We start from the raw sequence: 25,044 nt of genomic DNA, 5'->3' as shown, positions 1-25,044 counted from the left end.
GTCCAAGGGAATCAAGAGGGATCGCATCAAGTGGCAGTCAAGAAGTCGGCGAAAAAGCCCGCGCAGCCAGCGAAAACGGCAAAGCCCATCGCCAAGGCGGCAAAGCCCGCAGCCAAGGCAGTGAACAAGGCGCCAGCGAAGAAGTCGCCGGTGAAGAAGGCGGCCGTGAAGCCGGCTGCGAAAAAGGTGGTCGCAAAGCAGGCGCCGGCGAAGAAGGTCGCACCGGCGGTCCGCAAGCCGGCCAAACCGGTTGCGGTCGTGAAGCCGGCCGCGAAGGCGGCGCCCGCGCCCGTGAAGAAGGCGGCCAAGCCGATCGCGAAGAAGGCGGCGGCTCCGGCGGTGAAGACCGCCCCGGCCAGGCCGGCACCGGCGCCGAAGAAGTCCGCCGTGGCCAAGGCCGCGCCGGCACCGGCCAGCAAGAGCGCAGCGGTCGCGAAGAAGACCAAGGCCGCGCCCGCCGCGCCCCAGGCCAGCAAGGCATCGCCGGCGCGGGTCAGCAACCGCCCGCGCGTGCAGGGCAAGGTCGCGGTCGCCCTGACCGGCAGGTCCTCCACCCCGGCGCCGCGCGCCAAGGTCAAGGTGGTGCCCTACGAGACCGATCCGGAAACCGGCCGTCCGATCCCCCCGGAGGGCTACAGGCCGAGCGCGGACGAGGAGTACATGAACCCGCTGCAGCTGGAGTATTTCCGGCAGAAGCTGCTCAGCCGCCGTGAGGAACTGGTCGACGAGTCGCGCCAGACCATCGAGAACCTCAAGGACGAGGTGCGTGACGTCGGCGACGAGGCCGAGCGCGCCAGCCGCGAGACCGAGAACGCACTCGAGCTGCGTACCCGCGACCGCTACCGCAAGCTGATCAACAAGATCGAGAGCATCATCCGCCGCGTCGGCGAAGGCGACTACGGCTACTGCGTCGAAACCGGCGAGGAAATCGGCCTCGATCGGCTGGAGGCGCGCCCGCAGGCCGAACGCACCATCGACGCCCAGGAACGCTGGGAACATATGCAGAAGCAGATGGGCGACTGAGGTCCAGAAAAACCCCGCGAAAGCGGGGTTTTTCTTGGTTCTTCTCCCAATCAAGGGCGAAGGTGGGCACGGTTGCTGGAAGTCCCGTGCGGGCTTCGAATTGGACGCCGCTGCTTCTGGCGCGAAGCTTCGATGCCATCTGTTCGAAGCCACATCAGTCACTGGGCGATGGTCGTTCCGGGGCGGGGGTTGCGGAGAGCAGCGCATGGATGCGCTGCGGCGGCGAGTCAGCCATGGATGGCTGACCGAGCCGGGGAGCAACCCCCGGCCCGGGACGACCCCCGGCCGCAGACCTGATCCAGCCCACCCGGCCTGCTCCACTCTAATGGGAGAAGAATCTTTTCTTTGGTAGCGGGGTCGTGACCAGCAGGGCGCGAAGCTTGCGTGCCGCTTCCGCGTCACTTCAGTTCCCTTCACTTCAGTTCGCTGAACTGCAGTCTGCGCAGCCGTGGCGCGCGCCATGCGGTGACCGCAGCCACGCCCATCGTCACGCAGCCGCCCAGGACCACGGCGGGCACCAGGCCCAGCAGGCGCGCCATGGAGCCGGCGTAGAAGGCGCCGATCTCGTTGGATGATCCAACGAACAGGCCGTTGATCGACGAGACGCGCCCGCGCATGTGGTCGGGCGTGGCCAGCTGCATGATGGTCGAACGGGTGACGACCGACACGCCGTCGCACACCCCCGACAGCAGCAGGAAACAGGCCGACAGCCAGAACGCGCCCGACAGGCCGAAGCCCACCATGCACAAGCCGAATCCGACCACGGACAGCAGCAGCACGCGTCCGGCATGGCGGTCCAACGGATGCCGCGCCAGCCAGATGCCCACCGCGACCGCGCCCAGTGCCGGTGCGCCGCGCAGGATGCCGAGGCCTTCCGGCCCGTAATGCAGGATCTCCTGGATGAAGGCCGGCGCCAGCGAGATCGCGCCGCCGAACATCACCGCGAACATGTCCAGCGCCAGCGCGCCCAGCAGCACCTGGTGGCCGAACACGAAGCGCGCGCCCTCGGCGATGCTGGCGAAGATCGGCGCACGCTGCAGCTGCGGCGCCGGTTCGCTGACCCGCAGGCGCAGCATCGCCACCGCCGCGCACACCGCGAACACCGCGGCCACGCCGTAGGCGACGGGTTTCCCGGCCCAGCCGACCAGGACGCCGCCGATCGCCGGCCCGGTCACCAGTCCAGACTGGAACACGATGCTGCCCAGGCTGGCGCCGCGCACGTACTGCTCGCGCGGCAGCACGCGTGCAAACAGCGCGTTGTAGACCGGGCCGAGGAAGGCGCGCACGCAGCCGGTGAGCGCGATGGCCGCGTAGATCGCGGCCGTGCCGGCGGATGCCCACCAGCCCGTGGCGATCGCGACGAGCAGCAGCGGCGTGATCGCCAGGCAGCCGGCGGCGAGGGCACCGAGCCGGCGCCGCGGCAGCACGTCCACCAGGTAGCCGGCAAACGGCGCCACGCAGAAGTAGGGCAGCACCTCGGCCAGGCCGATCAGGCCTAGCATCCAGGGGTCGCGGGTCAGCTCGTAGACGTGCCAGCCAACCGTCACCGCGACGCACTGGTAGGAAAGGATCGTGAAGATCCGAAACCCCATCAGCAGGCGGAAGTCGCGGTTGCGCAGCGGTGCCGCGCGGCTGTCCTGCGGGCGGGTGGTCGTACCGCGGCTCACGCGAGCGCGCGCTGGGCAGCCTCGCGGATGAAGGCCAGCAGCGAGGCCAGGCCATTGCTGCGCGTCGGCGACAGGTGCTTGGCCAGGCCGATATCGGCGATGTAGCTGGCGTCGTTGTCGAGGATCTCGCGCGCGCTGCGCCCCGAGTACACGCGCAGGGCAAGGAAGATCAGCCCCGAGACGATGGCCGAATCGCTGGCCGCGGCGAAATCCAGGCGCGAGGCGTCGCCCGAAGGAACGATCCAGACCAGCGACTGGCAGCCAAGCAGGCGATGTTCCTCGATCCTGAGCACATCCGGGAACGGCGGCAGCTTGCGGCCGAGGTCGATCAGGTACTGGTAGCGCTCGGACCAGTCGCTGAAGAAGGCGAATTCCTCACGGATCGTCGCCTGGGCCTCGGCGGCAGTGGATTCGAGGGGGAAGGGGGAGTCGTTCACGTCGTTCCTGTTGATGTGCTCCCTCCTCCGCGAAGCGGGGGGAGGGTTGGGGTGGGGCCCGGCTTGCGCCACGTCGGCCCCGTCCCCACTCGGGTCTCGTATCGCGCATCCTGCGCCTGCGAGGAAGGCCTCAGGCCCGCTTCCAGCGTACGCCCTGCGGCGTGTCCTCGAGCAGGATGCCTTCGCCCGCGAGCTGGTCGCGGATCGCATCGGCGCGCGCGAAGTCCCGCGATTTCTTCGCCGCCGCGCGCTCGTCCACCAGCGCCTGGATGCGCGCCTCGTCATCACCCGATGCGCCGCGCGCGAACCATGCCTGCGGCGACTGTCGCAGCAGGCCCAGCGCCAGGCCCGCGCCCAGCAGTTCCGCCTTCAGGCGCGCGCGATCCTGCGTCGACTGCGCCTTGCGTGCCTCGCCGGCAATGCGGGCCAGCTCTGCCAGCGCAGCGGGCGTGTTGAGATCGTCGTCGAGCGCACTCTCGACCGCCTGCGGGATCGCCGGGCCCGCGTCGACATCGCCGAGGTCGCGCAGCGTGCCGTACAGCCGGTCCAGTGTGCGCACGCTCTGCTCGATCAGCGAATCCGACCAGTCCAGCGGCTGTCGGTAGTGCGCCGACAGCAGCGCGTAGCGCAGCGCCTCGGGCGGATGCTGGCCGACCAGGTCGTGCACCTTCTCGATGTTGCCCACCGACTTGGACATCTTCGCGCCCGAAAGCGTCAGCATGCCGTTGTGCAGCCAGGTGCGGGCGAAGATGCGGCCGCCGTGCGCGCATTCGCTCTGCGCCACCTCGTTCTCGTGGTGCGGGAACTGCAGGTCCACGCCGCCGGCGTGGATGTCGATGGTTTCGCCCAGGTGCGCGGCCGCCATCGCCGAGCATTCGATGTGCCAGCCGGGCCGGCCGCGGCCCCATGGCGAATCCCAGCCGGGCAGGTCTTCCGTGGACGGCTTCCACAGCACGAAATCGCCGGCGCTGCGCTTGTACGGTGCCACTTCCACTCGCGCACCGGCCAGCATGTCGTCCGGATCGCGGCGTGAGAGCTTGCCGTAGCCGGCAAAGGTGTCGACCGCGAACAGCACATGTCCCTCGGCCAGGTAGGCGTGGCCGGACTCGATGAGCCGCGTGATCATCTCCACCATCTGCCCGATGTGTGCGGTCGCGGCCGGCTCGATGTCGGGCGCGAACGCGCCGTCCACGCCCAGCGCGGCCATGTCCTCGCGGTAGGCGGCGGCGAAGCGGTCGGTGATGGTCGAGATCGGCACGCCCTGGGCGCGGGCGGCGGCATTGATCTTGTCGTCGACGTCGGTGATGTTGCGCGCGTAGCGCAGCGTGCCGTGGCGGCGGCGCAGCAGGGCAGCCAGTACCCCGAACACGACCGGCCCGCGCGCATTGCCAATGTGCACGTAGCTGTAGACCGTTGGCCCACACAGGTACATCGTCGGGCCGGCCGGGTCGAGTGGCGCGAAGGCTTCGACCTGGCGGGTGAGGCTGTTGAACAGGCGCAGGGACATCGGCACGCAGCAGGCGAAAGCAGGCGATTCTAGAGCGTACGCAGGCCAGCGGATACCGCCGCCCACCCGCTCGACGCTGCGCGGGCCCTGCGGAAGCCCGGCGTCGCAATGACGCACAGGGCACTGCCGACAGGCGCGAGGGTTCAGCGCGGGTCCGGCATCGCTCGCCTACACTGCCGCGGATGGTCCGTCCTGCAACCTTCGCTGCCCCCCGTCGCTATCTGCCTGCTGCCCTGGCGCTGTGCCTGGCGCTGCCGGTGGCTGCGCAGCAGCCCGCTGCGCCGGCGCCGCCTTCGCAGCCGGAAAATGTGCGGATCGACTACGCCCAGGTGCTGCGTGCCGAGCCGGTGTACCAGACCCTGCGCGCGACCAGCATGGTCGAGCGCTGCGAGGCGTCGACCCCGGTCGACGACGCCGATGGAAAGACCGGCTTTGCCCGCGTCATCGGCGTGGTCAAGGGGGCGCTGACTCCCGACCCGAAAGTCGAGGAAGTGGCACCGTCGGCCGGAGGCGAATGCCGGATGGTGCCGGTGGAGCGCGAGTTCCGTCGACCGGTCGGCTACGACGTCGACTACGTGCACAAGGGCGTGAAGTACCGCTCGCGGCTGCCGGTCGACCCGGGCAACCGCGTGCAGGTGCGCGTGTCGGTGACGCCGGTGGTTGCAACGGAAACCCCTTGATTGCAGCGTTTGTGTTGCAGTGCACGGTGCCGCCATGAGACGATGCCGCCCGTGAAAAACGTCCTTGCCCACGCCGACATCCTGACCTCCGCCCGCATGGCGGCAGGCATGACCTCGCGCGCACGTCGACCGGACTCCCGCACCTGAGCTGGGTCGACCGGACGTTGTTTCCGTCATGCCGAAACCCAGCTTCCAGGCTGGGTTTTTTCGTTTCCGCGCCACCAACCGAACGTTCTTCGACCACTGGATGCCCTCGATGAAGCATTTCCTGAACACGCAGGATTGGAGCCGCGCAGACCTCGATGCCCTGCTCACGCAGGCCGCGCTGTACAAGCGCAACCGCATCGGCGATGAGCTCAAGGGCAGGTCCATCGCGCTGGTGTTCTTCAACCCGTCCATGCGCACCCGCACCAGCTTCGAGCTGGGCGCGTTCCAGCTGGGCGGCCATGCCATCGTGCTGCAGCCCGGCAAGGATGCCTGGCCGATCGAGTTCGACCTGGGCACGGTGATGGACGGCGACACCGAAGAGCACATCGCGGAAGTCGCGCGCGTGCTCGGCAGCTATGTCGATCTGATCGGCGTGCGCGCGTTCCCGAAGTTCGTCGACTGGCAGTACGACCGCCAGGACGTGGTGCTGCAGGCGTTCGCCAAGTACTCGCCGGTGCCGGTGATCAACATGGAGACGATCACCCATCCCTGCCAGGAGCTGGCCCACGTGCTGGCGCTGCAGGAGCAGTTCGGCACCACCGACCTGCGCGGGAAGAAGTACGTGCTGACCTGGACCTACCATCCCAAGCCGCTCAACACGGCAGTGGCGAACTCGGCACTGGCCATCGCCACGCGCATGGGCATGGACGTGACCCTGCTGTGCCCGACACCCGAATACGTGCTCGACGAGCGCTATATGGGCTGGGCGCAGGCCAATGTCGCCGAGAGCGGCGGTTCGCTGGCCGTCAGCCACGACATCGAGAGCGCCTACGCCGGCGCCGACGTGGTCTACGCCAAGAGCTGGGGCGCGCTGCCGTACTTCGGTAACTGGGCGCCGGAGAAGCCGATCCGCGACCAGTACCGCCACTTCATGGTCGACGAGGCCAAGATGGCGCTGACCAACAACGCCGTCTTCAGCCACTGCCTGCCGCTGCGACGCAACGTCAAGGCCAGCGACGCGGTGATGGATGCGCCCAGTTGCATCGCCATCGAGGAGGCCGGCAACCGCCTGCACGTGCAGAAGGCGGTGATGGCCGCGCTGGTGCGACAGTAACGCTTACTCGCTTTGCTCCTTGCCCCGGCATGCAGGGGCAAGGCCGGGATGGCGGCAAACGGCCGCCGTAAAGTTTCACCCCGTCCCACACCCCCACCCAACTCTCCCCCGCGAAGCAGGGGAGGGAGCAGTACGAGAAACCTGACATGAGCGCTTCCGAATCCAAAGACATCGTCGTCGCCTTTTCCGGCGGCCTGGACACCAGCTTCTGCGTGCCCTACCTGCAGGAGCGCGGCTGGACCGTGCATACCGTGTTTGCCGATACCGGCGGAGTCGATGCCGACGAGCGTGCGGTCATCGAGAAGCGCGCCGCCGAGCTGGGCGTGTCCAGCCACGTCACCGTCGACGGCGGCCCTGCGATCTGGGCGGGCTTCGTCAAGCCGTTCGTGTGGGCCGGCGAGGGCTACCAGGGCCAGTACCCGCTGCTGGTCTCGGACCGTTACCTGATCGTGGACGCCGCGCTGGCGCGCGCCGCCGAACTGGGCACCAACGCCATCGCCCACGGCTGCACCGGCATGGGCAACGACCAGGTGCGCTTCGACCTGGCGATCAAGGCCAGCGGCGACTACCGCATCATCGCGCCGATCCGCGAGATCCAGAAGGAACACACCCAGACCCGCGCCTACGAGCAGGCCTACCTGGAGGAGCGCGGCTTCGGCGTGCGTGCCAAGCAAAAGGCCTACACGATCAACGAGAACCTGCTGGGCGTGACCATGTCCGGCGGCGAGATCGACCAGTGGGAGGCCCCGGGCGAAGGCACGCGCGGCTGGTGCGCACCGCGCAGCGCGTGGCCGGTCGAGCCGTTGACGGTCGTCCTGAAGTTCGTCAACGGCGAAGCGGTCGAGCTCGACGGCAAGGCGCTTCCGGGCGAGCAGATCCTGGGCAAGCTCAACAAGCTGTTCTCGCAGTACGGCGTCGGCCGCGGCATGTACACCGGCGACACCGTGATCGGCCTCAAGGGCCGCATCGTGTACGAGGCGCCGGGACTGGTCGCGCTGCTGACGGCGCACCGCGCGCTGGAGGAGGCGGTGCTGTCCAAGCAGCAGAACCGGTTCAAGCCCGAGGTCGCGCGCAAGTGGGTGGAGCTGGTGTACGAGGGCTTCTTCCATGACCCGCTCAAGACCGACCTTGAGGCATTCCTGGCCTCGTCCCAGACGATGGTCAACGGCGAGGTCGTGCTGGAGACGCGCGGCGGCCGCGTCGATGCGGTGGCGGTGGAATCGCCGCACCTGTTGCATTCGAAGGGCGCCACCTACGCGCAGTCGGCGGACTGGGGCGTGGAGGAGGCGGAGGGCTTCATCAAGCTGTTCGGAATGAGCAGCACACTCTGGGCGGAGGTCAACCGCTGAGCGGCAACCGTCATCCCCGGCACCGTCATTCCCCGGGCCGTCATTCCAGCGCAAGCTGGAATCCATTGTCCGGACAGCCCGGAAAGCCAAGGTGGATCCCGGCTTGCGCCGGGATGACGGCCTGGGCCGGATCCCGATAGCGAACATCGCCATGCTGCCTTCCATCCTCCAACACCTCGAAGCCCTGGTGTCATTCGACACCCGCAATCCGCCGCGTGCGATCACCGCCGGCGGCATCTTCGACTATGTCCGTGCGCAGCTGCCGGATTTCCGCATCGAGGTCAGCGACCACGGTGCCGGCGCCGTGTCGTTGTTCGCCGTGCGCGGCAATCCCACGCGGCTGTTCAACGTGCACCTGGACACGGTGCCGTCCTCGCCCCATTGGAGCGCCGATCCGCACGTGCTGCGCGTGGACGGCGAGCGCGCGACCGCGCTGGGCGCCTGCGACATCAAGGGCGCGGCGGCCGGCCTGATTGCCGCGGCGCAGGTGACGCAGGGCGACGCGGCCTTCCTGTTCAGCAGCGACGAGGAGGCCAACGATCCGCGCTGCATTGCCGGCTTCCTGGCGCGCGACCACGGTTTCCGCGACGTGGTCGTGGCCGAGCCGACGGAGTGCGAGGCGGTGCTGGCGCATCGCGGCATCAGCGCGGTGCGCATGGCGTTCCGCGGAAAGGCGGGACACGCCTCGGGCACGGCCGCGCTGGACGCGAGCGCGGTGCACCACGCGGTGCGCTGGAGCAGCCGTGCGCTCGACTTCGTCGGCATGGAATCGCACCGGCGTTTCGGCGGACTGACCGGGCTGCGCTTCAACATCGGCCGGGTCGAGGGTGGGATCAAGGCCAACGTGATCGCGCCCGCGGCCGAGGTGCGCTTCGGCTTCCGTCCGCTGCCCTCGCACGACATCGACCAACTGCACGCGGCCTTCCGCGGGTTCGCTGCACCCGAAGGCCTGGAGGCCTACGAGGAAACATTCCGCGGCCCCTCGCTGCCCTCCGGCGACATCGCCGCAGCCGAGGGCCGCCGCCTGGCCGCGCGCGACCTCGCCGACGAGCTCGGCCTGCCGATCGGCAACGCGGTGGATTTCTGGACCGAGGCCTCGCTTTTCTCCCACGCCGGGATGACCGCACTGGTGTTCGGCCCTGGCGCCATCGCCCAGGCGCACACCGCCGACGAATGGGTTTCGCTTGAACAACTGCAACGCTACGGCGGCATCGTCCGCGACATCCTGAGCGCATGAACATCCAAGCCAACCGCCAGACCCGGCAGACCATCGTGCGCCTGCTTTCGAGCATGGGCAGCGCGAAGGAGATCAGCCAGTACCTCAAGCGCTTCTCGCAGATCGACGCCAAGCGCTTCGCCGTGGTGAAGGTCGGCGGCGCGGTGCTGCGCGACGACCTGGAGGCGCTGACCTCGTCGCTGGCGTTCCTGCAGGAAGTTGGCCTGACCCCGATCGTGCTGCACGGCGCCGGCCCGCAGCTGGATGCCGAGCTGTCCGCCGCGGGCATCGACAAGCAAACCGTCAACGGCCTGCGCGTGACCTCGCCCGAGGCGCTGGCGATCGTGCGCCGCGTGTTCCAGGCCTCGAACCTGGCCCTGGTCGAAGCGCTGCAGCAGAACGGCGTGCGCGCGACTTCGATCACCGGCGGCGTGTTCGAATCCGAATACCTCGACCAGGCGACCTATGGCCTGGTCGGCGAGGTGCGCCGGGTCAACCTGGCGCCGATCGAGGCCAGCCTGCAGGCGACCTCGATCCCGGTGATCGCCAGCCTCGGCGAAACCCCGGGCGGGCAGATCCTCAACATCAATGCCGACTTCGCCGCCAGCGAGCTGGTGCGCGTCCTGCAGCCCTACAAGATCATCTTCCTCACCGGCACCGGCGGCCTGCTCGATGCCGACGGCAGCCTGATCGACTCGATCAACCTGTCGAGCGAGTACGAGCATCTGATGCAGCAGCCGTGGATCAACGGTGGCATGAAGGTGAAGATCGAGCAGATCAAGGATCTGCTCGACCACCTGCCGCTGGAGTCCTCGGTCTCGATCACGCGGCCGGCCGACTTGGCCAAGGAACTGTTCACGCACAGGGGCTCGGGAACACTGGTGCGCCGTGGCGAGAAGGTGCTGCGCGGAACCTCGTGGGACGAATTCGACCTGGGCCGCCTGCGTGAGCTGATCGAGTCGAGCTTCGGCCGCCGCCTGGTCCCCGACTACTTCGAGCGCACGCCGCTGCTGCGTGCCTACGTCAGCGAGAACTACCGCGCAGCGGTGGTGCTGACCGACGGCGGCGGCGTGACCTACCTCGACAAGTTCGCCGTGCTCGACGACGCGCAGGGGGAGGGCTTGGGCCGCGCGGTCTGGAACCTGATGCACGATGAGACGCCGCGGCTGTTCTGGCGCTCGCGCCACAACAACCAGATCAACATCTTCTACTACGCCGAATCCGACGGCTGCCTCAAGCAGGAGAAGTGGAAGGTGTTCTGGTACGGCCTGGACGGCTTCGCCGAGATCGAGCGCTGCGTGGCCCACTGCGCCACGCGCGTGCCAACGCTGCTGGACGGCTGACATGTCCATTGCCTCGCTGCCCACCGCATGGCGCACGGCGCCGCGACTGCCCGGCGCCCATGCCGTGCTCGAGCCGCTCGATGCGGCCCACGTGGACGGGCTGCGCGCGGCGGTGGAGGGCAGTGGCCTGGAGCGGCTGTGGTTCACCAACGTGCCGGCACCGGACGACGTGGGCCGCTATGTCGATGTGGCGCTTGCGGCCCAGTCCGACGGCTGCGTCCTGCCGTTCGCGGTACGCGATGCCGGTGGCGTCGTGGTCGGCACGACCCGCTTCTACGGACTTGAGCCGGAGGTGCCGAAGCTGCTGCTGGGCTACACCTGGTATGCGCCGCGCGTGCAGCGCACCGGCCTCAACACCGAGTGCAAGCTGATGCTGCTGCGACATGCCTTCGAGACCCTGGGCTGCGTCAACGTGAGCTTCGAGACCAGCTGGTTCAACCACGCCTCGCGCGCGGCCATCGCGCGCCTGGGTGCGAAACAGGACGGCGTGCTGCGCAACGCCAAGCGCCATGCCGACGGCTCCCTGCGCGATACCGTGGTGTTCTCCATCCTCGACACGGAGTGGCCGGCCGTGCGCAGCAACCTGCAGTACCGTCTGGAATCCCGTCAATGAGCAGATCTCCCGTTTCCATCGGCATCGTCGGCGCGCGCGGCCACACCGGCAGCGAGCTGATCCGGATGATCCACGACCACCCGGGCTTTGGGCTGGCGTTCGTGTCATCGCGGGAGCTCGATGGCCAGCGCGTGGCCGACCACAACGACGTCTATGCCGGCGAGCTGCGCTTTGAAAGCCTCGACGCGGATGCGGTGGCGGCCAAGGGTGCGGACGCGGTGATCCTGGCGCTGCCCAACGGCAAGGCGGCCCCCTTCGTCGCTGCGCTGGACGCTGCCAAGCCCGATACGGTGATCGTCGACCTGTCCGCCGACTACCGCTTCGACGAAGGCTGGTACTACGGGCTGCCGGAGCTGACCCGCGCACGCGGCGCGGACCAGGCGCGGATCAGCAACCCGGGCTGCTATGCCACCGCGATGCAGCTGGCGATCACACCGCTGCTCGACAGGCTTGCCGGTCCGCCGCAGTGCTTTGGCGTGTCGGGATATTCCGGCGCGGGCACCATGCCCTCGGACCGCAACAATGCCGAGCTGTTGCGCGACAACCTGATGCCGTACGCGCTCGCCGACCACATGCACGAGCGTGAGGTTTCGGCGCGGCTGGGCGTGCCGGTGGAGTTCATGCCGCACGTGGCGCCGCATTTCCGCGGCATCACGATGACGGTCAACCTCTGGCTGCAGCAGCCGGTGACGGTGCAGCAGGTACGCGCCCTGTATCGCGAGCGCTACGCCGGCGAACCGCTGCTGCGCGTGGTTGACGACGCACCCTGGGTGAGTCGCATCGAAGGCCGCCATGGCGTGGAGATCGGCGGGTTCACGGTCGCGCCGGGCGGCAAGCGCGTGGTCGTGGTGGCGACGCTCGACAACCTGCTCAAGGGCGCGGCGACCCAGGCGCTGCAGAACCTCAATCTCGCGTTCGGCTTCGACGAGCTGGCCGGCGTGCCCGCCGACGCGCTGCTTCCGCTGGAGGATGGACGATGAGTGGACTGCTCTGGCAGAAGCCCGGCGTCGCGGTGGATGCTGATATCCAGCGCTTCCTGGCCGGGGATGACGTCGTCCTGGACCGCGAGTTCTTCCTGCACGACATCCAGGCCAGCACCGCCCACGCCGAAGGGCTGCAGCGCATCGGCATCCTGTCGGAAGATGAGCTGGGCGGACTCAAGCGCGAACTGGTGCAACTGGCGGAGGATTTCCGCGCCGGCGCCTTCGTGCTCGACGAGCGCTTCGAGGACGGGCACTCCGCGATCGAGGCGCGCTTGACCGAACGCCTGGGCGACGCCGGCCGCAAGATCCACACCGGCCGCAGCCGCAATGACCAGGTGCTGGTGGCGACGCGGCTGTGGCTGAAGGAGAAGCTGGCGCGCGTGGCTGCGCTGTCGAGGGACACGGCGAAGGTCGCGCTCGATCGCGCCCAAGCCGAACAGGGCCTGCCGCTGCCCGGCTACACCCACATCCAGCGCGCCGTGGTGTCTTCGGCGGGCATGTGGTGGGCGGGCTGGGCCGAGGCCTTCATCGACAACGCGATCCGTGCCGTCGACACCCTCAGGCTGGTCGACACCAACCCGCTCGGCACCGCGGCCGGCTACGGCGTCAACCTGAAGCTCGACCGCGAGCACACCACGCAGGCACTCGGCTTTGCGCGGATGCAGATCTCGCCCGTCTACGCGCAGCTCTCGCGCGGCAAGTTCGAGCTGGCCGCGCTGGAAGCGCTTGGGGGGGCGACGCTCGACCTGCGCCGGATCGCCTGGGACCTGTCGCTGTTCACCAGCGCCGAGTTCGGCTTCGTCGCGCTGCCGGCGCAGTACACCACCGGCAGCTCGATCATGCCCAACAAGCGCAACCCGGACGTGATCGAACTGATGCGCGCCACCCACGCCAGCGTGGCGGCGGCGCGTACCGAGATCGAACAGCTGCTGTCGCTGCCTTCGGGTTACCACCGCGACCTGCAGGCTTCCAAGGGCGCGATCTTCCACGGCTTCGGCCGCGGGATCGCCGCGCTGCAGCTGCTGCCCGCGCTGCTGGCCAACCTCGAATGGCGCGAAGATCGCCTGCGCGCGGCGATCGACTCGGGCATGTACGCCACCGACGTCGCCGTGGAGGCCGCGCTTGCCGGCGTGCCGTTCCGCGATGCTTACCGGGCCGCCGCCGCAAGCGCCGACAGCGCAGGGCAGGGACGCTCGCCCGAAGGCAGCCTGGCGGCCCGGACCTCACCCGGTGCGGCCGCCGACCTGCGGCTGGACGAACTGCGCGCGCGCTGGGAGGCCCTGTGAGTACGCCGACGACCCGCTACCTGGTGCTGCTGATGCGCCGCCCCGGCTTCGACGAGCGACTGGTCGCGCCGCACATCGCCTTCCTCGACGAACTGCGCGCCGACGGCCTGCTCGAACTCAATGGCGGCTTCAGCGATCGCAGCGGCGGCGCCTACCTGCTGTGCGGCATTGCCAGCCTGGAGGAGGCCGAGGCGATTGTCGCGCGCGATCCGCTGGCCATGCACGGTGCGTCGGACATCGTCGTGCACGAGTGGCTGGCGCGCTGAACCCATGACCACGTCCGCCTTCTCCGAACAACGCCTGCCGCCGTGGCGGCGCGCAGTGCTGAAGGTCGGCAGCAGCCTGCTGGCGGCAAACGGCGGCGGGCTGTCGACCGGCTACGCGCAGGCCATCGCCGGCTTCATCATCGCCTGCCACCAGGCCGGGCGGCAGGTGGTCGTGGTGTCGTCCGGCGCGGTCGCGGCCGGGCGCGCGATCCTGCGCGAGCAGCCGCAAGACGGCGCCGAGATGGCCGAGCGCCAGGCACTGGCTGCGCTTGGGCAGGCGCGCCTGATCGGCTTCTGGCAGGGCCTGCTCGACCGCCACGTGGCGCAGGTGCTGCTGACCCACGACGACCTGCGCAACCGTCGCCGCTATCTCAACGCGCGCGCCACGCTGTCGGCGCTGCTGCGTCATCGCGCGGTGCCGGTGGTGAACGAGAACGACACGGTGTCGGTCGACGAACTCAAGCTCGGCGACAACGACAACCTCGCGGCGATCGTGGCGGCGCTGGTCGACGCGGACGTGCTGTTCATCGCCACCGACATCGACGGCCTGTACGACGCCGACCCGCGCCGTAATCCCGATGCCAGGCCGATCCAGGTGGTGTCGCAGCTGACGCCTGCGCTGCTCGCCGCCGCCGGTGGTTCGGGCAGCGAAGTGGGCACCGGCGGCATGCGCACCAAGCTTGAAGCCGCGCAGCGCGCCGCGGCCGCCGGCGTGCCCACCGTGCTGTTCAACGGCACCCGCGCCGACGTGCTGGAAGGCCTCGCGCGCGACAGCCTCTCCGGTACCCGCATCCACGCCCTGCGCAGCCGCGTGGCCGTGCGCAAGCACTGGCTGCAGAACGCACCGGCCGAACCCGGTGGCATCATCATCGATGCCGGCGCCGCGAACGCGCTGGTGGAGAAGGGCGCCTCGCTGCTGCCCGGCGGCGTGCTGACCGCGGAAGGCGACTTCCGCCGCGGCGACATGGTCGAAGTGCTGCTGCGTGACGAAGCCGGCAGCCGGCGCGTCGCACGCGGCGTGAGCCAGTATTCGGCCGCCGACATCCGCCGCATCGCCCGTCGCCATTCGCGCGAGATCGAAGCTGCGCTTGGCTACAGCTACGGCGGCACCGTGATCCATCGCGACGACCTGATGCTGGTGTAGCGGCCCCCCCGGCGGCGCCATCTCCGCAATGCCCACCCCAGGTTGCGAAGGAAACCGTCGAACGAACCACCGCCGCGCTGGATTACCATCACCTGCCAACTGCGCGCCACTTCACCGCACCGACAAACGCACGACGCACATGACCGACATCCGCCAGCTCGCCCTCCAGTGCCGTGACGCCGCGCAGGCGCTTGCCGTGCTGCCAACCGCGGCCAAGGACGCGATGCTGCGCGCGATGGCCGATGCGCTCGAAGCCGATGTCGCGGGCATCCTCCAGGCCAATGCACAGGATCTTGCGGCCGCCACGGAGAAGGGCGTCGGCACGGCCATGCTGGACCGGCTGCGCCTGGACCAGGCGCGTGTCGCCGCCATCGCCGCCGCGCTGCGCGAAGTGGCGGACCTGCCCGACCCGGTCGGGCAGGTCACGCGCCGCGACGTGCGCCCCAGCGGGATTTCCGTCGAGCGCGTGCGCATGCCGCTGGGCGTGGTGGCGATGATCTACGAAGCGCGGCCAAACGTGACCGCCGATGCCGCCGCGCTATGCCTCAAGGCCGGCAATGGCGTCATCCTGCGCGGCGGCAGCGAGGCGATCCGCTCCAATACCGCGATCGCCGCCAGCCTGCATCGTGCACTCGAGGCCGCCGGCATACCTGCCGCCGCACTGACCCTGGTCGAGGACCTGCGCCGCGAGACGATGCTCGCGCTGCTGCAGCTCAGCGACATTGTCGATCTTGCCATTCCGCGCGGCGGCGAGGGCCTGATCCGCTTCGTGACCGAACACGCGCGCGTGCCGGTGATCAAGCACTACAAGGGCGTCTGCCATCTCTACGTCGATGCCGGCGTGGACCAGGACCTTGCACTGCGCCTGCTCGTGGACGGCAAGGTTTCGCGTCCCAGTGCCTGCAACGCCATCGAGACTCTGCTGGTGCATGCCGATGTCGCAAGTACATTCCTGCCACGCGCCGCGCAGACGCTGCGCGGGCACGGCGTGGCGCTGCGCGGCGACGACGCGTCGCGCGCGCTCGCCGACGGCGTTGCGCCGGCGACGGAGGCCGACTTCGATACCGAACACCTCGACCTGGTGCTCAACCTGCGCGTGGTCGATTCGCTCGACGCCGCGATCGCGCACATCCGCCGCCACGGCTCAGACCATACCGAGGTGATCGCCACGCGCGACGCTGCCAGCGCGCGCCGTTTTGTCGAGGCGCTGCGCTCGGCGGTGGTGATGGTGAACGCGTCCTCGCGCTTCAGCGACGGCGGCGAACTGGGCCTGGGCGCCGAAATCGGCATTTCCACCACGCGCCTGCATGCCTATGGCCCGATGGGGCTGGAGGCACTCACGATCGAACGCTTCGTGGTCCGCGGCGAAGGACAGACCCGGCACGCGCTGTAGGAGCGGCTTCAGCCGCGATGCGGCGTCAGATCCCGATCAGGGATGAAGCCGCTCCCGAGGTGCCGAGGCGCTGCCGCTACTCGGCGAGTGCGCTGGCCTTGGCCGCGCAGATGAAGTCGTTCTCGCTCAGGCCACCGACATCGTGGGTGGAAAATCGCACCACGCAGCGGTCGTAGTGCACGCCCAGATCGGGATGGTGGTCTTCCCGATGGGCCACATGGGCCAGCGCGTTCACGTAGGCCATCGTGCGATGGTAATCGTCGAAGCGGAAGGTGCGCGTCAGCGCCCGGCCGTCATCGGCCAGCGCCCAACCGGGCACCTGCGGCAGCAGTTCGCGGACGCGGGCTTCGCCCAGCCGGTGTTCCACGCCGCGGCGCGGGATACAGTGGGCCTGGACAAGCGGGATGAGGTCCGACATGGCGGAATCTCCTGTACGGGGCGCGCGGGGAATGAACGGATCTTGTGCAAAGGCCCCGCCCGCGGCGCGGCGGGGGACCCGGGTGCCGGGCTCGGCCTAGAATACGTGCAAAGACGGACAGGACCATGATCGATATTACAGAGAGCGCCCAGACGCATTTTCGCAAGCTGATCGAGCGCGAGGCGCTGCCTGGCCTTGGCGTGCGGCTGTCGGCCGTGCATGCGGGCACGGCCAAGGCCGACGTGCAGCTGGAATTCGCCGAGCCCGGCGACCTGCAGGGCGACGAGTGGGCGATCGACTGCGAAGGCTTCACGCTGTGGCTCGACGCCGGCACCGCGTCCTACCTCGATGGCGCACGCATCGACTACGAGGCGCGCGCCACCGGCGGGCAGCTGCAGATCCGCGCTCCGAAGATCAAGGGCCAGGCGCCGCCCGAATCGGCCTCGATGGTCGAACAGGTGCGCTGGCTGATCGAGTCGGAAATCAATCCGCAGCTGGCCTCGCATCGCGGCCACGTCGCCCTGCAGGAAGTCACCGCCGATGGCGTGGTCGTGCTGCGATTCGGCGGCGGCTGCCACGGCTGCGGAATGGTGGACGTCACGCTCAAGAACGGAATCGAGCGCACCCTGATGGGCAAGGTGCCGGGCGTGACCGCGGTGCGCGACGCCACCGACCACGAGACGGGCACGGCCCCGTACATGCCGCGCGGCGCGGACTGACGGACCCCGCGCCGCGTGTTTTCGTCCAGCGATCTGCTCGAGGCGATCCAGCGCAGGCTGCGCAAGGGGCGCTCGATCCGGCCGCAACGGCCGGCCGGGGAGTTCCCGCCCGGATGGGACGAATGGTTCGCCGAGGCCCCGGCCCGGCCGCGCCGGGGCGCTCGCGCCGTGGACGCGGTGATCGCGGTGCTGCTGGTGCGCGAGCCTGTGTACACCACCGGCTACCGCCCGCTCAACGGCTGGCAGGCCTTCATCCGCCTGTGGCGCTACGACTGGCGCGAACAGCCGACGCCCGACCGGCGCACCCGCGTGGCGTCGATTTCGCTGTCGCTGCTGCTGCACGTGCTGTGGCTGCAGCTGATGGTCCTGATGATGGTGGCGATCTACCCGGGCGAGGAGGAGGCCGAGCGCCTCGGCGAGAACATCACCCAGGTCGAGTTCATCGGCGAAGGTACGCCGCAGGACGAGGGCGGTGGCGAACAGCTGGCCGAGGAGCCGGTGCCGGAGCAGGCTGCGAGCCCGGCGCCCGCGGCGTCGACGCCGGCAGCAGCTGCACCGCAGACCTCACCGCCGCCGCCTTCGGTCGCCGAGACGCAGGCACCGCCCGAGGAGGTGCCGCCACCGGTGGCCGCACAGCCGTTGGAGGTCACCGAGACGGCGCAGCCCGATTCGGATTTCGTGCTGGTGCCGCCGCGCATCGACCTGCCGCCAACGCCGGCCTTGCCCACGCCCGAGTTGAGCGCGCCTGCGCCGGATGTGCGCGTGGTCGAAGTGCCGCTGGTCACCTCGCCGCAGATCCAGCCGCTGCCGCGCCGCGAGATCGACGTGCCCGACCTGCGGCAGCCGGAGATCGAGATCGTCGAGCGTGACCTGCCCGCGCCGGTCGCCGAAGTGGTGTTGCGCGCGCCGCGGCCGGCGCCGTCCGCGCCCGAGCTGCGGCGCGATGGGCCGGCCGTTGCGCAGCGCGATATCGAGCTGCGTGCGCCCGCGCAGGGAACCGGCAGTACCGAGGCGGCATCCGATCGCGGCAGCGCGCAGGGTCCACCGGCCGCGAGCGGCCAGTCGGCGGCGAATGCCGCGTCGGCCGGCGGCACGCGTGACGCCGGGCAGGGCGCATCCTCGACGGCCTCGACTTCCGGCGCCGGCACCTCTCCGCAGGCGCCGCCCGGTGGCCTGCCGTCGCCACGCCGTGGCGATGACTGGGGCGACTCGGACCGCAACGTGCCGGGCGGGCAGGTCGGCAGTCCATCCGGGTTGTTCAATGCGGACGGCAGCCCGCGCCTGGCCGGCAACACCGGTGCCGTGGGCGGCGGACTGCCGCCGGGGACGATCACCGAGGACTACGAGAAGATCGACCGCATGGGCACCTGGCTCAAGCGCCCGCCGATCGGCTACGAGCCGACCACGCTCGACCGCTTCTGGGTGCCGCACGAGAACCTGCTGGAGGAATGGGTCCGGCGCAGCATCAAGGAAGTGCTGATCCCGATCCCCGGCACCGGCAAGCGCATCAAATGCAGCGTTGCAATGCTGATGCTCGGCGGCGCTTGCGGCATCACCGATCCCAACATGCTCGACATCGAGGCCGGTGCGCGCAAACCGCCGGACGTGCCGTTCAAGCCGGAGCTGCAGCAGGACCAGGAAAGCCTGCGCCCGCCGGGGGGATAGTTGTCGGGCTTCGGACGCCGAGCTGGTCGGCGCTGCTCTGGCTCCCTCCCCCGCAGCGCGGGGGAGGGTTGGGGTGGGGGCGGTCAGGTCGCGGGGTGGTTTCTCGCGCGCCTTCGGCGCGCACCCCCATCCCGGCCTTCTACCCCGAGGGCACCCAGCCCCGCGCGCGGGGGAAGGAGAATCAAGGTGACCCAGGCATGAAAAAGCCCGCGTAAAGCGGGCTTTTTCGTCCAGCCTGGCCGGCGTGGCTCAGTGCACGCCGTGCAGGTCGCGCAGCTGCGAGGGCCGGGACGCGAAGAAGGCCGCGAGGTCGGCGATCTGCTGGTCGGTCAGGTTTGCCGCCTGCTGCGACATCAGCGCGTGCTCGCGGCGGCCATCTCGGTACTGCACCAGCGCATGCTCGAGGTAGTCGTAGTGCTGCCCGCCGAGCTTGGGATAGGTCTCGTCCAGCGGCTGGTTGCCGTCGGCGCCGTGGCAGTCGACGCAGGACTGGCCCGTGGCTTGGCCCTTCACGCCGGCCTGGGTCTCGCCCTCGGCCATGCGGCCATCGGGCAGGCCCGCAGAGGAGGACATCTGGCCACTTTCGCCGGCGTCGCCGCCACCGCAGGCGGCGAGCGCGAGCGCGAACAACAGGGGCAGGGCGATGCGGCCGGCGCGGCCGGCGGACGACAGGCGGATCATGGGGTCAGCTCCGACAGGAAGGCGGCGATGTCGGCGATGTCCTGGTCGGAAAAGCTCTGCGCCTGCGCTTCCATGGTTGGATGCTTGCGGGTGCCCTTCCGGTATTCGGTCAGCGCGTTGGTGAGATAGACCGCCGACTGCCCGCCGATCATGGGCACGTGGTAGGTCGGATACACGTTGCGGTATCCGACGATGCCGTGGCAGCCCAGGCAGGTGTAGGTCAGCTGGCGTCCGCTGTCGGCATTGCCGGCCAGCGCGGCCGGGGTGGCGGCGGCGGTCGCTGCGGGCTGCGCCGGGGCGGCAGATGCCGGGTCCTGGGCGGTGGCGGCATCGGTCTGGGCCGGGGCGGCCTGCTCCGTGGTCGGGGTGGCTTCCTGCGCCGGGGCGCTGTGCGGCAGCGAGGCCAGCGCGAGCACGGCGGCGAGGCTGGCGGCGATCGTCAACGGTCGCGTCATGGAGTGGTTCCGCAATCCTGTGGCTGTTGGCTGGGTGGATCGGATGGCGACGACCCGGGCCGTCGTGCAATCGCGGCAGTATAGCTTGCGCTCCACGGCCTGTTAACGCATGGCCACGCCCGCGCCATCATTGCCGGCTTTGCACCGGCTTGGGGCAGCAGCGCAGGGCTCGTCAGCAGTGCAACCGCATCGGTCACGTCGGCATCCCTGCCTGCGTCGAACTTGCGCTGCCGCCGGGAGTCACCATGACCTTCGGCGGATGTTGCCCATCCAGCTAGTGATATACCTTGCTACAACACCATAGGGGTCGCGTCCGTCCATGTCCACGAACCACGCATTTCCGGGGCATCGCCCCGTCCTGGCGATCGCCGCGCTGTCCGCTTTGCTGATGCTTGCGGGCTGCAGCGGCGGCGGCGATGCAGAGGCCAAGTCCGACGAGGACAAGGGGCCCGAGGCGATCCCGGTCGAAGTGGAGAAGGTCAGCCGTCGCGCGATTGCCGCGAGCTATGGCAACACCGCCACGCTCGAACCGCGCGCCGAGGCCCAGGTGGTGGCCAAGACCTCGGGCGTGGCGCTGGAGGTGCTGGTGGAGGAAGGCCAGAGCGTTCGCGCCGGGCAGGTGCTGGTGCGCCTGGATCCGGATCGGGCGCGCCTGCAGGCCGCGCAGAGCGCAGTCCAGGCCCGCAAGCTGGAGGCCAACTTCAGGCGCGCCCAGCAGCTGGAGGCGCAGCAGATGGTCAGCGCGAACGATCTTGACCAGATCCGCTACGACCTGGAGAACGCGCGCGCGGTGAACCGGCTGGCCAACCTCGAGCTGTCGTACTCCAACGTGGTTGCGCCGATCTCCGGCGTGATCGCCTCGCGCGACATCAAGCCGGGCAACTTCGTGCAGATCAACTCGCCGATCTTCCGCATCGTCGATACCGCGCGCCTGGAAGCGACGCTCAACGTGCCCGAGCGCGAGATCGCCAAGCTGCGCCCCGGCCAGACGGTCGAACTCACCGTGGACGCGCTGCCGGGCCGGCGTTTCACCGGCACCGTGGACCGCGTGTCGCCGGTGGTGGATACCGGCAGCGGCACGTTCCGCGTGGTGGCCGCTTTCGAGGGTGAAGGCGAACTGCAGGCCGGCATGTTCAGCCGCCTGGCGATCCGCTACGACCAGCGCGAGGATGCGCTGGTAGTGCCGCGCCGCGCGCTGCTGGAGGATGGCGGCGAGCCGGCGGTATATGCGGTCCGCGAGGGCAAGGCCTCGCGCGTCCCGCTGGAGCTGGGCTATTCGGACGGCGGCTGGGTGGAGGTGCGCAAGGGCCTGGGCGAAGGCGATGCGGTGGTGGTCGCGGGCAAGGCGGCGCTGCGCGAAGGCACCGCCGTGCAGGTGCTGGATGACGCCGTCGCGGCCAAGGCCGAGCCGAAGGCCGAAACCGCAGATGCCGGCAAGCGGGCGGCCGACTGATGGCTCCGCAGGATCCGCCGCCGGGCACGGGCGGCTTCGACATCGTCGAGTTTTCCACCAGGCGCCGCGTCACGATCGCGATGATGACGCTGACCCTGGTGCTGTTCGGCATGATCTCGCTGTCAGGGCTCAAGGTCGAACTGCTGCCTGACCTGAGCTATCCGACGCTCACCGTGCGCACCGATTACGAGGGCGCTGCGCCGACCGAGATCGAGACGCTGATCTCGCAGCCGGCCGAGGAAGCGCTGGGCGTGGTCAAGGGCCTGCGCAAGCTCAAGTCGATCTCGCGCACCGGGCAAAGCGATGTCGTGCTCGAGTTCGCCTGGGGCACGGACATGGAGCAGGCCGGCCTGGACGTGCGCGACAAGATGGAGACCCTGCAGCTGCCGCTGGAGGCCAAGCCGCCGGTGCTGCTGCGCTTCAATCCGTCCACCCAGCCAATCATGCGCCTGGCGCTGTCTTCCAAGCAGGCCGAGGCCAGCGATGCCGAGGCCGTGCGCCGGCTGATGGAACTGCGCCGCTACGCCGACGATGACCTCAAGCGCAAGCTCGAGCCGGTGGCGGGCGTGGCTGCGGTCAAGGTCGGTGGCGGCCTTGAGGACGAGATCCAGGTCGAGATCGACCAGCGCAGGCTGGCACAGCTGGGCATCTCGCTCGACACGGTGATCCAGCGCCTGCAACAGGAGAACGTCAACCTGTCGGGCGGGCGCCTGGAGGAAGGTTCGCAGCGTTACCTGGTGCGCACGGTCAACCAGTTCTCCACCGTCGAGCAGATGGGCGAGATGCTGCTCAATCCGGCCGGAGCTGGATCCTCGACGACGTCGACCGGCGAGAACCAGCAGCTGATGACCGCGATCCTCGGCAGCCGCGATCCCAACGTGATCGCCGCGCTGCGCAGCGATGCCGGCGGTGGTGGCGGTGCTTCACCGGTGCGGCTGAAGGACGTGGCGGTGGTCCGCCAGGGCTACAGCGAACGCGAGGCGGTGATCCGCGCCGCCGGCAACGAGGCGGTTGAGCTGGCGGTCTACAAGGAAGGCGACGCCAACACCGTGTCCACCGCCGATGCGCTGGAGGCGCGCCTGAAGCAGGTGCGCGAGGAGCTGCCTGGCGATATCGAGCTGACCGTGGTCGAGGACCAGTCGGTCTTCATCCGCCATGCGATCAGCGACCTCAAGTTCGATGCGGTGCTGGGCGGACTGCTGGCGGTGCTGATCATCTTCCTGTTCCTGCGCGATGGCTGGAGCACCTTCGTCATCTCGCTGTCGCTGCCGATCTCGATCATCACCACCTTCTTCTTCATGGGCCAGCTCGGGCTGAGCCTCAACCTGATGTCGCTCGGCGGCCTGGCGCTGGCCACCGGCCTGGTGGTGGACGATTCGATCGTGGTGCTCGAATCGGTGGCCAAGGCACGCGAGCGCGGCCTGGGCATCCTCGAGGCGGCGATCTCCGGCACGCGCGAGGTGTTCATGGCGGTGGTGGCCTCGACCCTCACCACCATCGCGGTATTCCTGCCGCTGGTGTTCGTCGAGGGCATCGCCGGCCAGCTGTTCCGCGATCAGGCGCTGACCGTGTCGATCGCGATCGCGGTGTCGCTGCTGGTGTCGATGACCCTGATCCCGATGCTCAGCTCGCTCAAGGGGCGCGCGCCGCTGGCGTTCCCGGACGATGAGGCGCCGCTTCCGCAGTGGCGTCCGGCCAGCCGCTGGCAGAAGCCGGTGGCGGCGACGGGGCGCGGCATCGGCGCAAGCGTGCGCGGCCTGGCCTTCGGCGTCGTCTGGCTGGTCGTGCGCGTTTGGCGCGGGCTGGTGAAGGTGGTCGCGCCGGTGATGGGCAAGGCCAGCGACATCGCGATGGCGCCGTACAACCGCGCCGAAGCCGCCTACCTGCGGATGCTGCCGCGCGCGCTGGCCAGACCGTTGCCGGTGCTTGCCGGCTCGGTGCTCGCCTTCGCGCTGACCCTGGCGGTGCTGCCGTTCATGGGCATGGACCTGATCCCGCAGCTGGCGCAGGACCGCTTCGAGATGACCGCCAAGCTGCCGCCGGGCACGCCGCTGGCGCAGACCGACGCGCTGATCCGCGAGGTGCAGCGCAAGCATGCCGGCGAGGAGGGCGTGCGCCTGCTGTACGGCGTGTCCGGCACCGGCACGCGCCTGGACGCCAGCCCCACCGAGAGCGGCGAGAACATCGGCAAACTGTCGGTGGTGATGGACGACACCTCGCGCGAGCAGGTGCTGATCGACCGCCTGCGCGGCACCATGGCCGAGTACCCGGCCGCGCAGGTGGACTTCGCGCGGCCCGAACTGTTCGCGCTGTCGCCGCCGCTGGAGATCGAGATCGAGGGCAGCGACCTGGAGGCGATCCGCGTCGCCGGCGTGCGCCTGGCCGGGCTGCTGCGCGAGAACCCGCACTACGCCGACGTCAAATCGACGGTGGAGCAGGGCTACCCCGAGATCCAGATCCTGTTCGACCATGACCGCGCCGCAGCCCTGGGCCTGACCTCGCGCCAGATCGCCGACGCGGTGGTCAACAAGGTGCGCGGCAATGTCGCCACGCGCTACAGCTTCCGCGACCGCAAGATCGACGTGCTGGTACGGGTGGCGGAGTCCGAGCGTTCGTCGGTGGAGGACATCCGCCGCCTGATCGTCAATCCCGGATCAGCCGCGCCGGTGGAACTGGGCTCGGTGGCCGAGGTGGTCTCGACCACGGGGCCGAGCGAGATCCACCGCGCCGACCAGCGCCGCGTGGCGCTGGTGTCGGCCAACCTGCGCGACATCGACCTGGGCGCGGCGGTCACCGAAGTGCAGCAGATGGTCGCCGCCGACCCGCTGGGCGCCGAGGTCGGCATGCGCATCGGTGGCCAGGGCGAGGAGCTGGCTGAATCGTTGCGCTCGTTGCTGTTCGCCTTCGCGCTGGCCGTGTTCCTGGTCTACCTGGTGATGGCCTCGCAGTTCGAATCGCTGCTGCATCCGTTCGTGATCCTGTTCACCATCCCGCTGGCGATGGTCGGCGCGATCGCGGCGCTGCTGCTGACCCGCTCGCCGATCTCGGTGGTGGTGTTCATCGGCCTGATCCTTCTGGTGGGCTTGGTGGTCAAGAACGCGATCATCCTGGTCGACAAGGTCAACCAGCTGCGCGAGGCCGGGATGGCCAAGCGCGAGGCGCTGGTGGAGGGCGCACGCTCGCGCCTGCGCCCGATCATGATGACGATGCTCACCGCGGTGTTCGGCTTCATGCCGCTGGCGCTGGCCTTCGGCGAAGGCGCCGAGGTGCGCTCGCCGATGGCCATCACCGTGATCGGCGGCCTGCTGGTCTCGACCCTGCTGACCCTGGTGGTGATCCCGGTCGTGTACGACCTGCTCGACCGCAAGCCCGACGGCTACTACGCCGAGCGCGGCCGCCGCGTGCGGGCCACCGCCACCCAGGTGGCGCAGGTGCTGGCCCGCGAGCAGGACGCGCTGGACGGCCCGGGCACGCGGAGCTGAGCC

General features: G+C 69.4%; 22 protein-coding genes. 16 read left to right on the top strand and 6 right to left on the bottom strand.

Annotation, left to right across the window (positions count from 1 at the left end):
* Positions 1 to 30: 30 nt before the first annotated feature.
* On the top strand, positions 31 to 1,023 hold the full coding sequence (gene dksA / locus ACW5EG_RS08395) for an RNA polymerase-binding protein DksA (RefSeq protein WP_457018336.1): 993 nt from the start codon (positions 31 to 33) through the stop codon (positions 1,021 to 1,023).
* Positions 1,024 to 1,436: 413 nt separating this feature from the next.
* Here dksA and ACW5EG_RS08390 read toward each other — a convergent pair whose 3' ends face one another.
* The 3 genes from ACW5EG_RS08390 to cysS all read right to left on the bottom strand — a co-directional run bounded on the left by ACW5EG_RS08390 (position 1,437) and on the right by cysS (position 4,634).
* The gene (locus ACW5EG_RS08390) at positions 1,437 to 2,615 is read right to left on the bottom strand and encodes an MFS transporter (RefSeq protein WP_457018438.1); all 1,179 of its coding nucleotides are present in this window, start codon (positions 2,613 to 2,615) and stop codon (positions 1,437 to 1,439) included.
* Positions 2,616 to 2,686: 71 nt separating this feature from the next.
* On the bottom strand, positions 2,687 to 3,127 hold the full coding sequence (locus tag ACW5EG_RS08385) for a SufE family protein (RefSeq protein WP_457018335.1): 441 nt from the start codon (positions 3,125 to 3,127) through the stop codon (positions 2,687 to 2,689).
* A 130-nt stretch (positions 3,128 to 3,257) separates the two neighbouring features.
* On the bottom strand, positions 3,258 to 4,634 hold the full coding sequence (gene cysS, locus ACW5EG_RS08380; protein WP_457018334.1) for a cysteine--tRNA ligase: 1,377 nt from the start codon (positions 4,632 to 4,634) through the stop codon (positions 3,258 to 3,260).
* A gap of 182 nt (positions 4,635 to 4,816) precedes the next feature.
* Here cysS and ACW5EG_RS08375 point away from each other — a divergent pair, with 182 nt between their 5' ends.
* The 11 genes from ACW5EG_RS08375 to ACW5EG_RS08325 all read left to right on the top strand — a co-directional run bounded on the left by ACW5EG_RS08375 (position 4,817) and on the right by ACW5EG_RS08325 (position 16,168).
* Positions 4,817 to 5,314 carry a hypothetical protein gene (locus ACW5EG_RS08375; protein WP_457018333.1) on the top strand — a complete coding sequence of 166 codons (498 nt, stop codon included), beginning with the start codon at positions 4,817 to 4,819 and terminating at the stop codon, positions 5,312 to 5,314.
* 247 nt (positions 5,315 to 5,561) lie between these two features.
* Positions 5,562 to 6,575 carry an N-acetylornithine carbamoyltransferase gene (locus tag ACW5EG_RS08370; protein WP_457018332.1) on the top strand — a complete coding sequence of 338 codons (1,014 nt, stop codon included), beginning with the start codon at positions 5,562 to 5,564 and terminating at the stop codon, positions 6,573 to 6,575.
* Positions 6,576 to 6,721: 146 nt separating this feature from the next.
* Positions 6,722 to 7,924 carry an argininosuccinate synthase gene (locus tag ACW5EG_RS08365; RefSeq protein WP_457018331.1) on the top strand — a complete coding sequence of 401 codons (1,203 nt, stop codon included), beginning with the start codon at positions 6,722 to 6,724 and terminating at the stop codon, positions 7,922 to 7,924.
* 151 nt (positions 7,925 to 8,075) lie between these two features.
* The gene (locus ACW5EG_RS08360) at positions 8,076 to 9,161 is read left to right on the top strand and encodes an acetylornithine deacetylase (protein ID WP_457021256.1); all 1,086 of its coding nucleotides are present in this window, start codon (positions 8,076 to 8,078) and stop codon (positions 9,159 to 9,161) included.
* The gene (locus ACW5EG_RS08355; protein WP_457018329.1) at positions 9,158 to 10,483 is read left to right on the top strand and encodes an acetylglutamate kinase; all 1,326 of its coding nucleotides are present in this window, start codon (positions 9,158 to 9,160) and stop codon (positions 10,481 to 10,483) included. Before ACW5EG_RS08360 ends, ACW5EG_RS08355 begins: the two co-directional genes overlap by 4 nt.
* Position 10,484: 1 nt before the next feature.
* On the top strand, positions 10,485 to 11,096 hold the full coding sequence (locus ACW5EG_RS08350; protein ID WP_457018328.1) for a GNAT family N-acetyltransferase: 612 nt from the start codon (positions 10,485 to 10,487) through the stop codon (positions 11,094 to 11,096).
* Positions 11,093 to 12,076, top strand: coding sequence for an N-acetyl-gamma-glutamyl-phosphate reductase (gene argC, locus ACW5EG_RS08345; RefSeq protein ID WP_457021255.1), 984 nt, complete (start codon positions 11,093 to 11,095; stop codon positions 12,074 to 12,076). Before ACW5EG_RS08350 ends, argC begins: the two co-directional genes overlap by 4 nt.
* Positions 12,073 to 13,365 (top strand): argininosuccinate lyase, encoded by a 1,293-nt coding sequence (argH, locus tag ACW5EG_RS08340; protein WP_457021254.1) that lies wholly within the window; start codon positions 12,073 to 12,075, stop codon positions 13,363 to 13,365. Before argC ends, argH begins: the two co-directional genes overlap by 4 nt.
* Entirely contained in the window at positions 13,362 to 13,631 is a 270-nt protein-coding gene (locus ACW5EG_RS08335; protein ID WP_457021253.1) for a YciI family protein, read from the top strand. Before argH ends, ACW5EG_RS08335 begins: the two co-directional genes overlap by 4 nt.
* Positions 13,632 to 13,635: 4 nt before the next feature.
* Positions 13,636 to 14,775, top strand: coding sequence for a glutamate 5-kinase (proB, locus tag ACW5EG_RS08330; protein ID WP_457021252.1), 1,140 nt, complete (start codon positions 13,636 to 13,638; stop codon positions 14,773 to 14,775).
* A 139-nt stretch (positions 14,776 to 14,914) separates the two neighbouring features.
* Positions 14,915 to 16,168 (top strand): glutamate-5-semialdehyde dehydrogenase, encoded by a 1,254-nt coding sequence (locus tag ACW5EG_RS08325; protein ID WP_457018323.1) that lies wholly within the window; start codon positions 14,915 to 14,917, stop codon positions 16,166 to 16,168.
* Between the two features lie 76 nt (positions 16,169 to 16,244).
* Here the strand turns inward: ACW5EG_RS08325 and ACW5EG_RS08320 are convergent, their stop codons facing one another.
* Positions 16,245 to 16,586, bottom strand: a complete 342-nt coding sequence (locus ACW5EG_RS08320) for a 4a-hydroxytetrahydrobiopterin dehydratase (protein ID WP_457021251.1) — start codon at positions 16,584 to 16,586, stop codon at positions 16,245 to 16,247.
* A gap of 125 nt (positions 16,587 to 16,711) precedes the next feature.
* Between ACW5EG_RS08320 and ACW5EG_RS08315 the strand changes: the two genes are divergently transcribed.
* Positions 16,712 to 17,305 carry an NfuA family Fe-S biogenesis protein gene (locus ACW5EG_RS08315; protein WP_457018321.1) on the top strand — a complete coding sequence of 198 codons (594 nt, stop codon included), beginning with the start codon at positions 16,712 to 16,714 and terminating at the stop codon, positions 17,303 to 17,305.
* 15 nt (positions 17,306 to 17,320) lie between these two features.
* Positions 17,321 to 18,970: a hypothetical protein gene (locus ACW5EG_RS08310; RefSeq protein ID WP_457021250.1), complete on the top strand. Its 1,650-nt coding sequence runs from the start codon at positions 17,321 to 17,323 to the stop codon at positions 18,968 to 18,970.
* A 249-nt stretch (positions 18,971 to 19,219) separates the two neighbouring features.
* Here the strand turns inward: ACW5EG_RS08310 and ACW5EG_RS08305 are convergent, their stop codons facing one another.
* Both ACW5EG_RS08305 and ACW5EG_RS08300 read right to left on the bottom strand, forming a co-directional pair.
* Positions 19,220 to 19,642, bottom strand: coding sequence for a c-type cytochrome (locus ACW5EG_RS08305; RefSeq protein ID WP_457018437.1), 423 nt, complete (start codon positions 19,640 to 19,642; stop codon positions 19,220 to 19,222).
* A 5-nt stretch (positions 19,643 to 19,647) separates the two neighbouring features.
* Positions 19,648 to 20,106 carry a c-type cytochrome gene (locus tag ACW5EG_RS08300; RefSeq protein WP_457021249.1) on the bottom strand — a complete coding sequence of 153 codons (459 nt, stop codon included), beginning with the start codon at positions 20,104 to 20,106 and terminating at the stop codon, positions 19,648 to 19,650.
* A 319-nt stretch (positions 20,107 to 20,425) separates the two neighbouring features.
* Between ACW5EG_RS08300 and ACW5EG_RS08295 the strand changes: the two genes are divergently transcribed.
* Together ACW5EG_RS08295 and ACW5EG_RS08290 are read left to right on the top strand one after the other, a co-directional pair.
* Positions 20,426 to 21,559: an efflux RND transporter periplasmic adaptor subunit gene (locus ACW5EG_RS08295; RefSeq protein ID WP_457021248.1), complete on the top strand. Its 1,134-nt coding sequence runs from the start codon at positions 20,426 to 20,428 to the stop codon at positions 21,557 to 21,559.
* A complete protein-coding gene (locus tag ACW5EG_RS08290; protein WP_457021247.1) occupies positions 21,559 to 25,041 on the top strand; it encodes an efflux RND transporter permease subunit in 3,483 nt (1,160 codons plus the stop codon). Before ACW5EG_RS08295 ends, ACW5EG_RS08290 begins: the two co-directional genes overlap by 1 nt.
* The last annotated feature ends 3 nt before the right edge of the window (positions 25,042 to 25,044 follow it).

The organism is Luteimonas sp. A611, assembly GCF_054072715.1.
The sequence above is the reverse complement of the archived record's forward strand: the minus strand, read 5'-3'. Positions and strand labels throughout refer to the sequence as shown.

Bases quoted from the DNA above. Each gene is read 5' to 3' on its own strand.
- ACW5EG_RS08370 (WP_457018332.1), top strand. From the start codon at position 5,562: ATGCCCTCGATGAAGCATTTCCTGAACACGCAGGATTGGAGCCGCGCA.
- proB (WP_457021252.1), top strand. From the start codon at position 13,636: ATGACCACGTCCGCCTTCTCCGAACAACGCCTGCCGCCGTGGCGGCGC.
- ACW5EG_RS08325 (WP_457018323.1), top strand. From the start codon at position 14,915: ATGACCGACATCCGCCAGCTCGCCCTCCAGTGCCGTGACGCCGCGCAG.
- ACW5EG_RS08290 (WP_457021247.1), top strand. From the start codon at position 21,559: ATGGCTCCGCAGGATCCGCCGCCGGGCACGGGCGGCTTCGACATCGTC.
- ACW5EG_RS08300 (WP_457021249.1), bottom strand. From the start codon at position 20,106: ATGACGCGACCGTTGACGATCGCCGCCAGCCTCGCCGCCGTGCTCGCG.
- ACW5EG_RS08375 (WP_457018333.1), top strand. From the start codon at position 4,817: ATGGTCCGTCCTGCAACCTTCGCTGCCCCCCGTCGCTATCTGCCTGCT.
- ACW5EG_RS08365 (WP_457018331.1), top strand. From the start codon at position 6,722: ATGAGCGCTTCCGAATCCAAAGACATCGTCGTCGCCTTTTCCGGCGGC.
- ACW5EG_RS08360 (WP_457021256.1), top strand. From the start codon at position 8,076: ATGCTGCCTTCCATCCTCCAACACCTCGAAGCCCTGGTGTCATTCGAC.
- ACW5EG_RS08315 (WP_457018321.1), top strand. From the start codon at position 16,712: ATGATCGATATTACAGAGAGCGCCCAGACGCATTTTCGCAAGCTGATC.
- argH (WP_457021254.1), top strand. From the start codon at position 12,073: ATGAGTGGACTGCTCTGGCAGAAGCCCGGCGTCGCGGTGGATGCTGAT.
- ACW5EG_RS08320 (WP_457021251.1), bottom strand. From the start codon at position 16,586: ATGTCGGACCTCATCCCGCTTGTCCAGGCCCACTGTATCCCGCGCCGC.
- argC (WP_457021255.1), top strand. From the start codon at position 11,093: ATGAGCAGATCTCCCGTTTCCATCGGCATCGTCGGCGCGCGCGGCCAC.
- ACW5EG_RS08295 (WP_457021248.1), top strand. From the start codon at position 20,426: ATGTCCACGAACCACGCATTTCCGGGGCATCGCCCCGTCCTGGCGATC.
- ACW5EG_RS08355 (WP_457018329.1), top strand. From the start codon at position 9,158: ATGAACATCCAAGCCAACCGCCAGACCCGGCAGACCATCGTGCGCCTG.
- ACW5EG_RS08390 (WP_457018438.1), bottom strand. From the start codon at position 2,615: ATGGGGTTTCGGATCTTCACGATCCTTTCCTACCAGTGCGTCGCGGTG.
- cysS (WP_457018334.1), bottom strand. From the start codon at position 4,634: ATGTCCCTGCGCCTGTTCAACAGCCTCACCCGCCAGGTCGAAGCCTTC.
- ACW5EG_RS08350 (WP_457018328.1), top strand. From the start codon at position 10,485: ATGTCCATTGCCTCGCTGCCCACCGCATGGCGCACGGCGCCGCGACTG.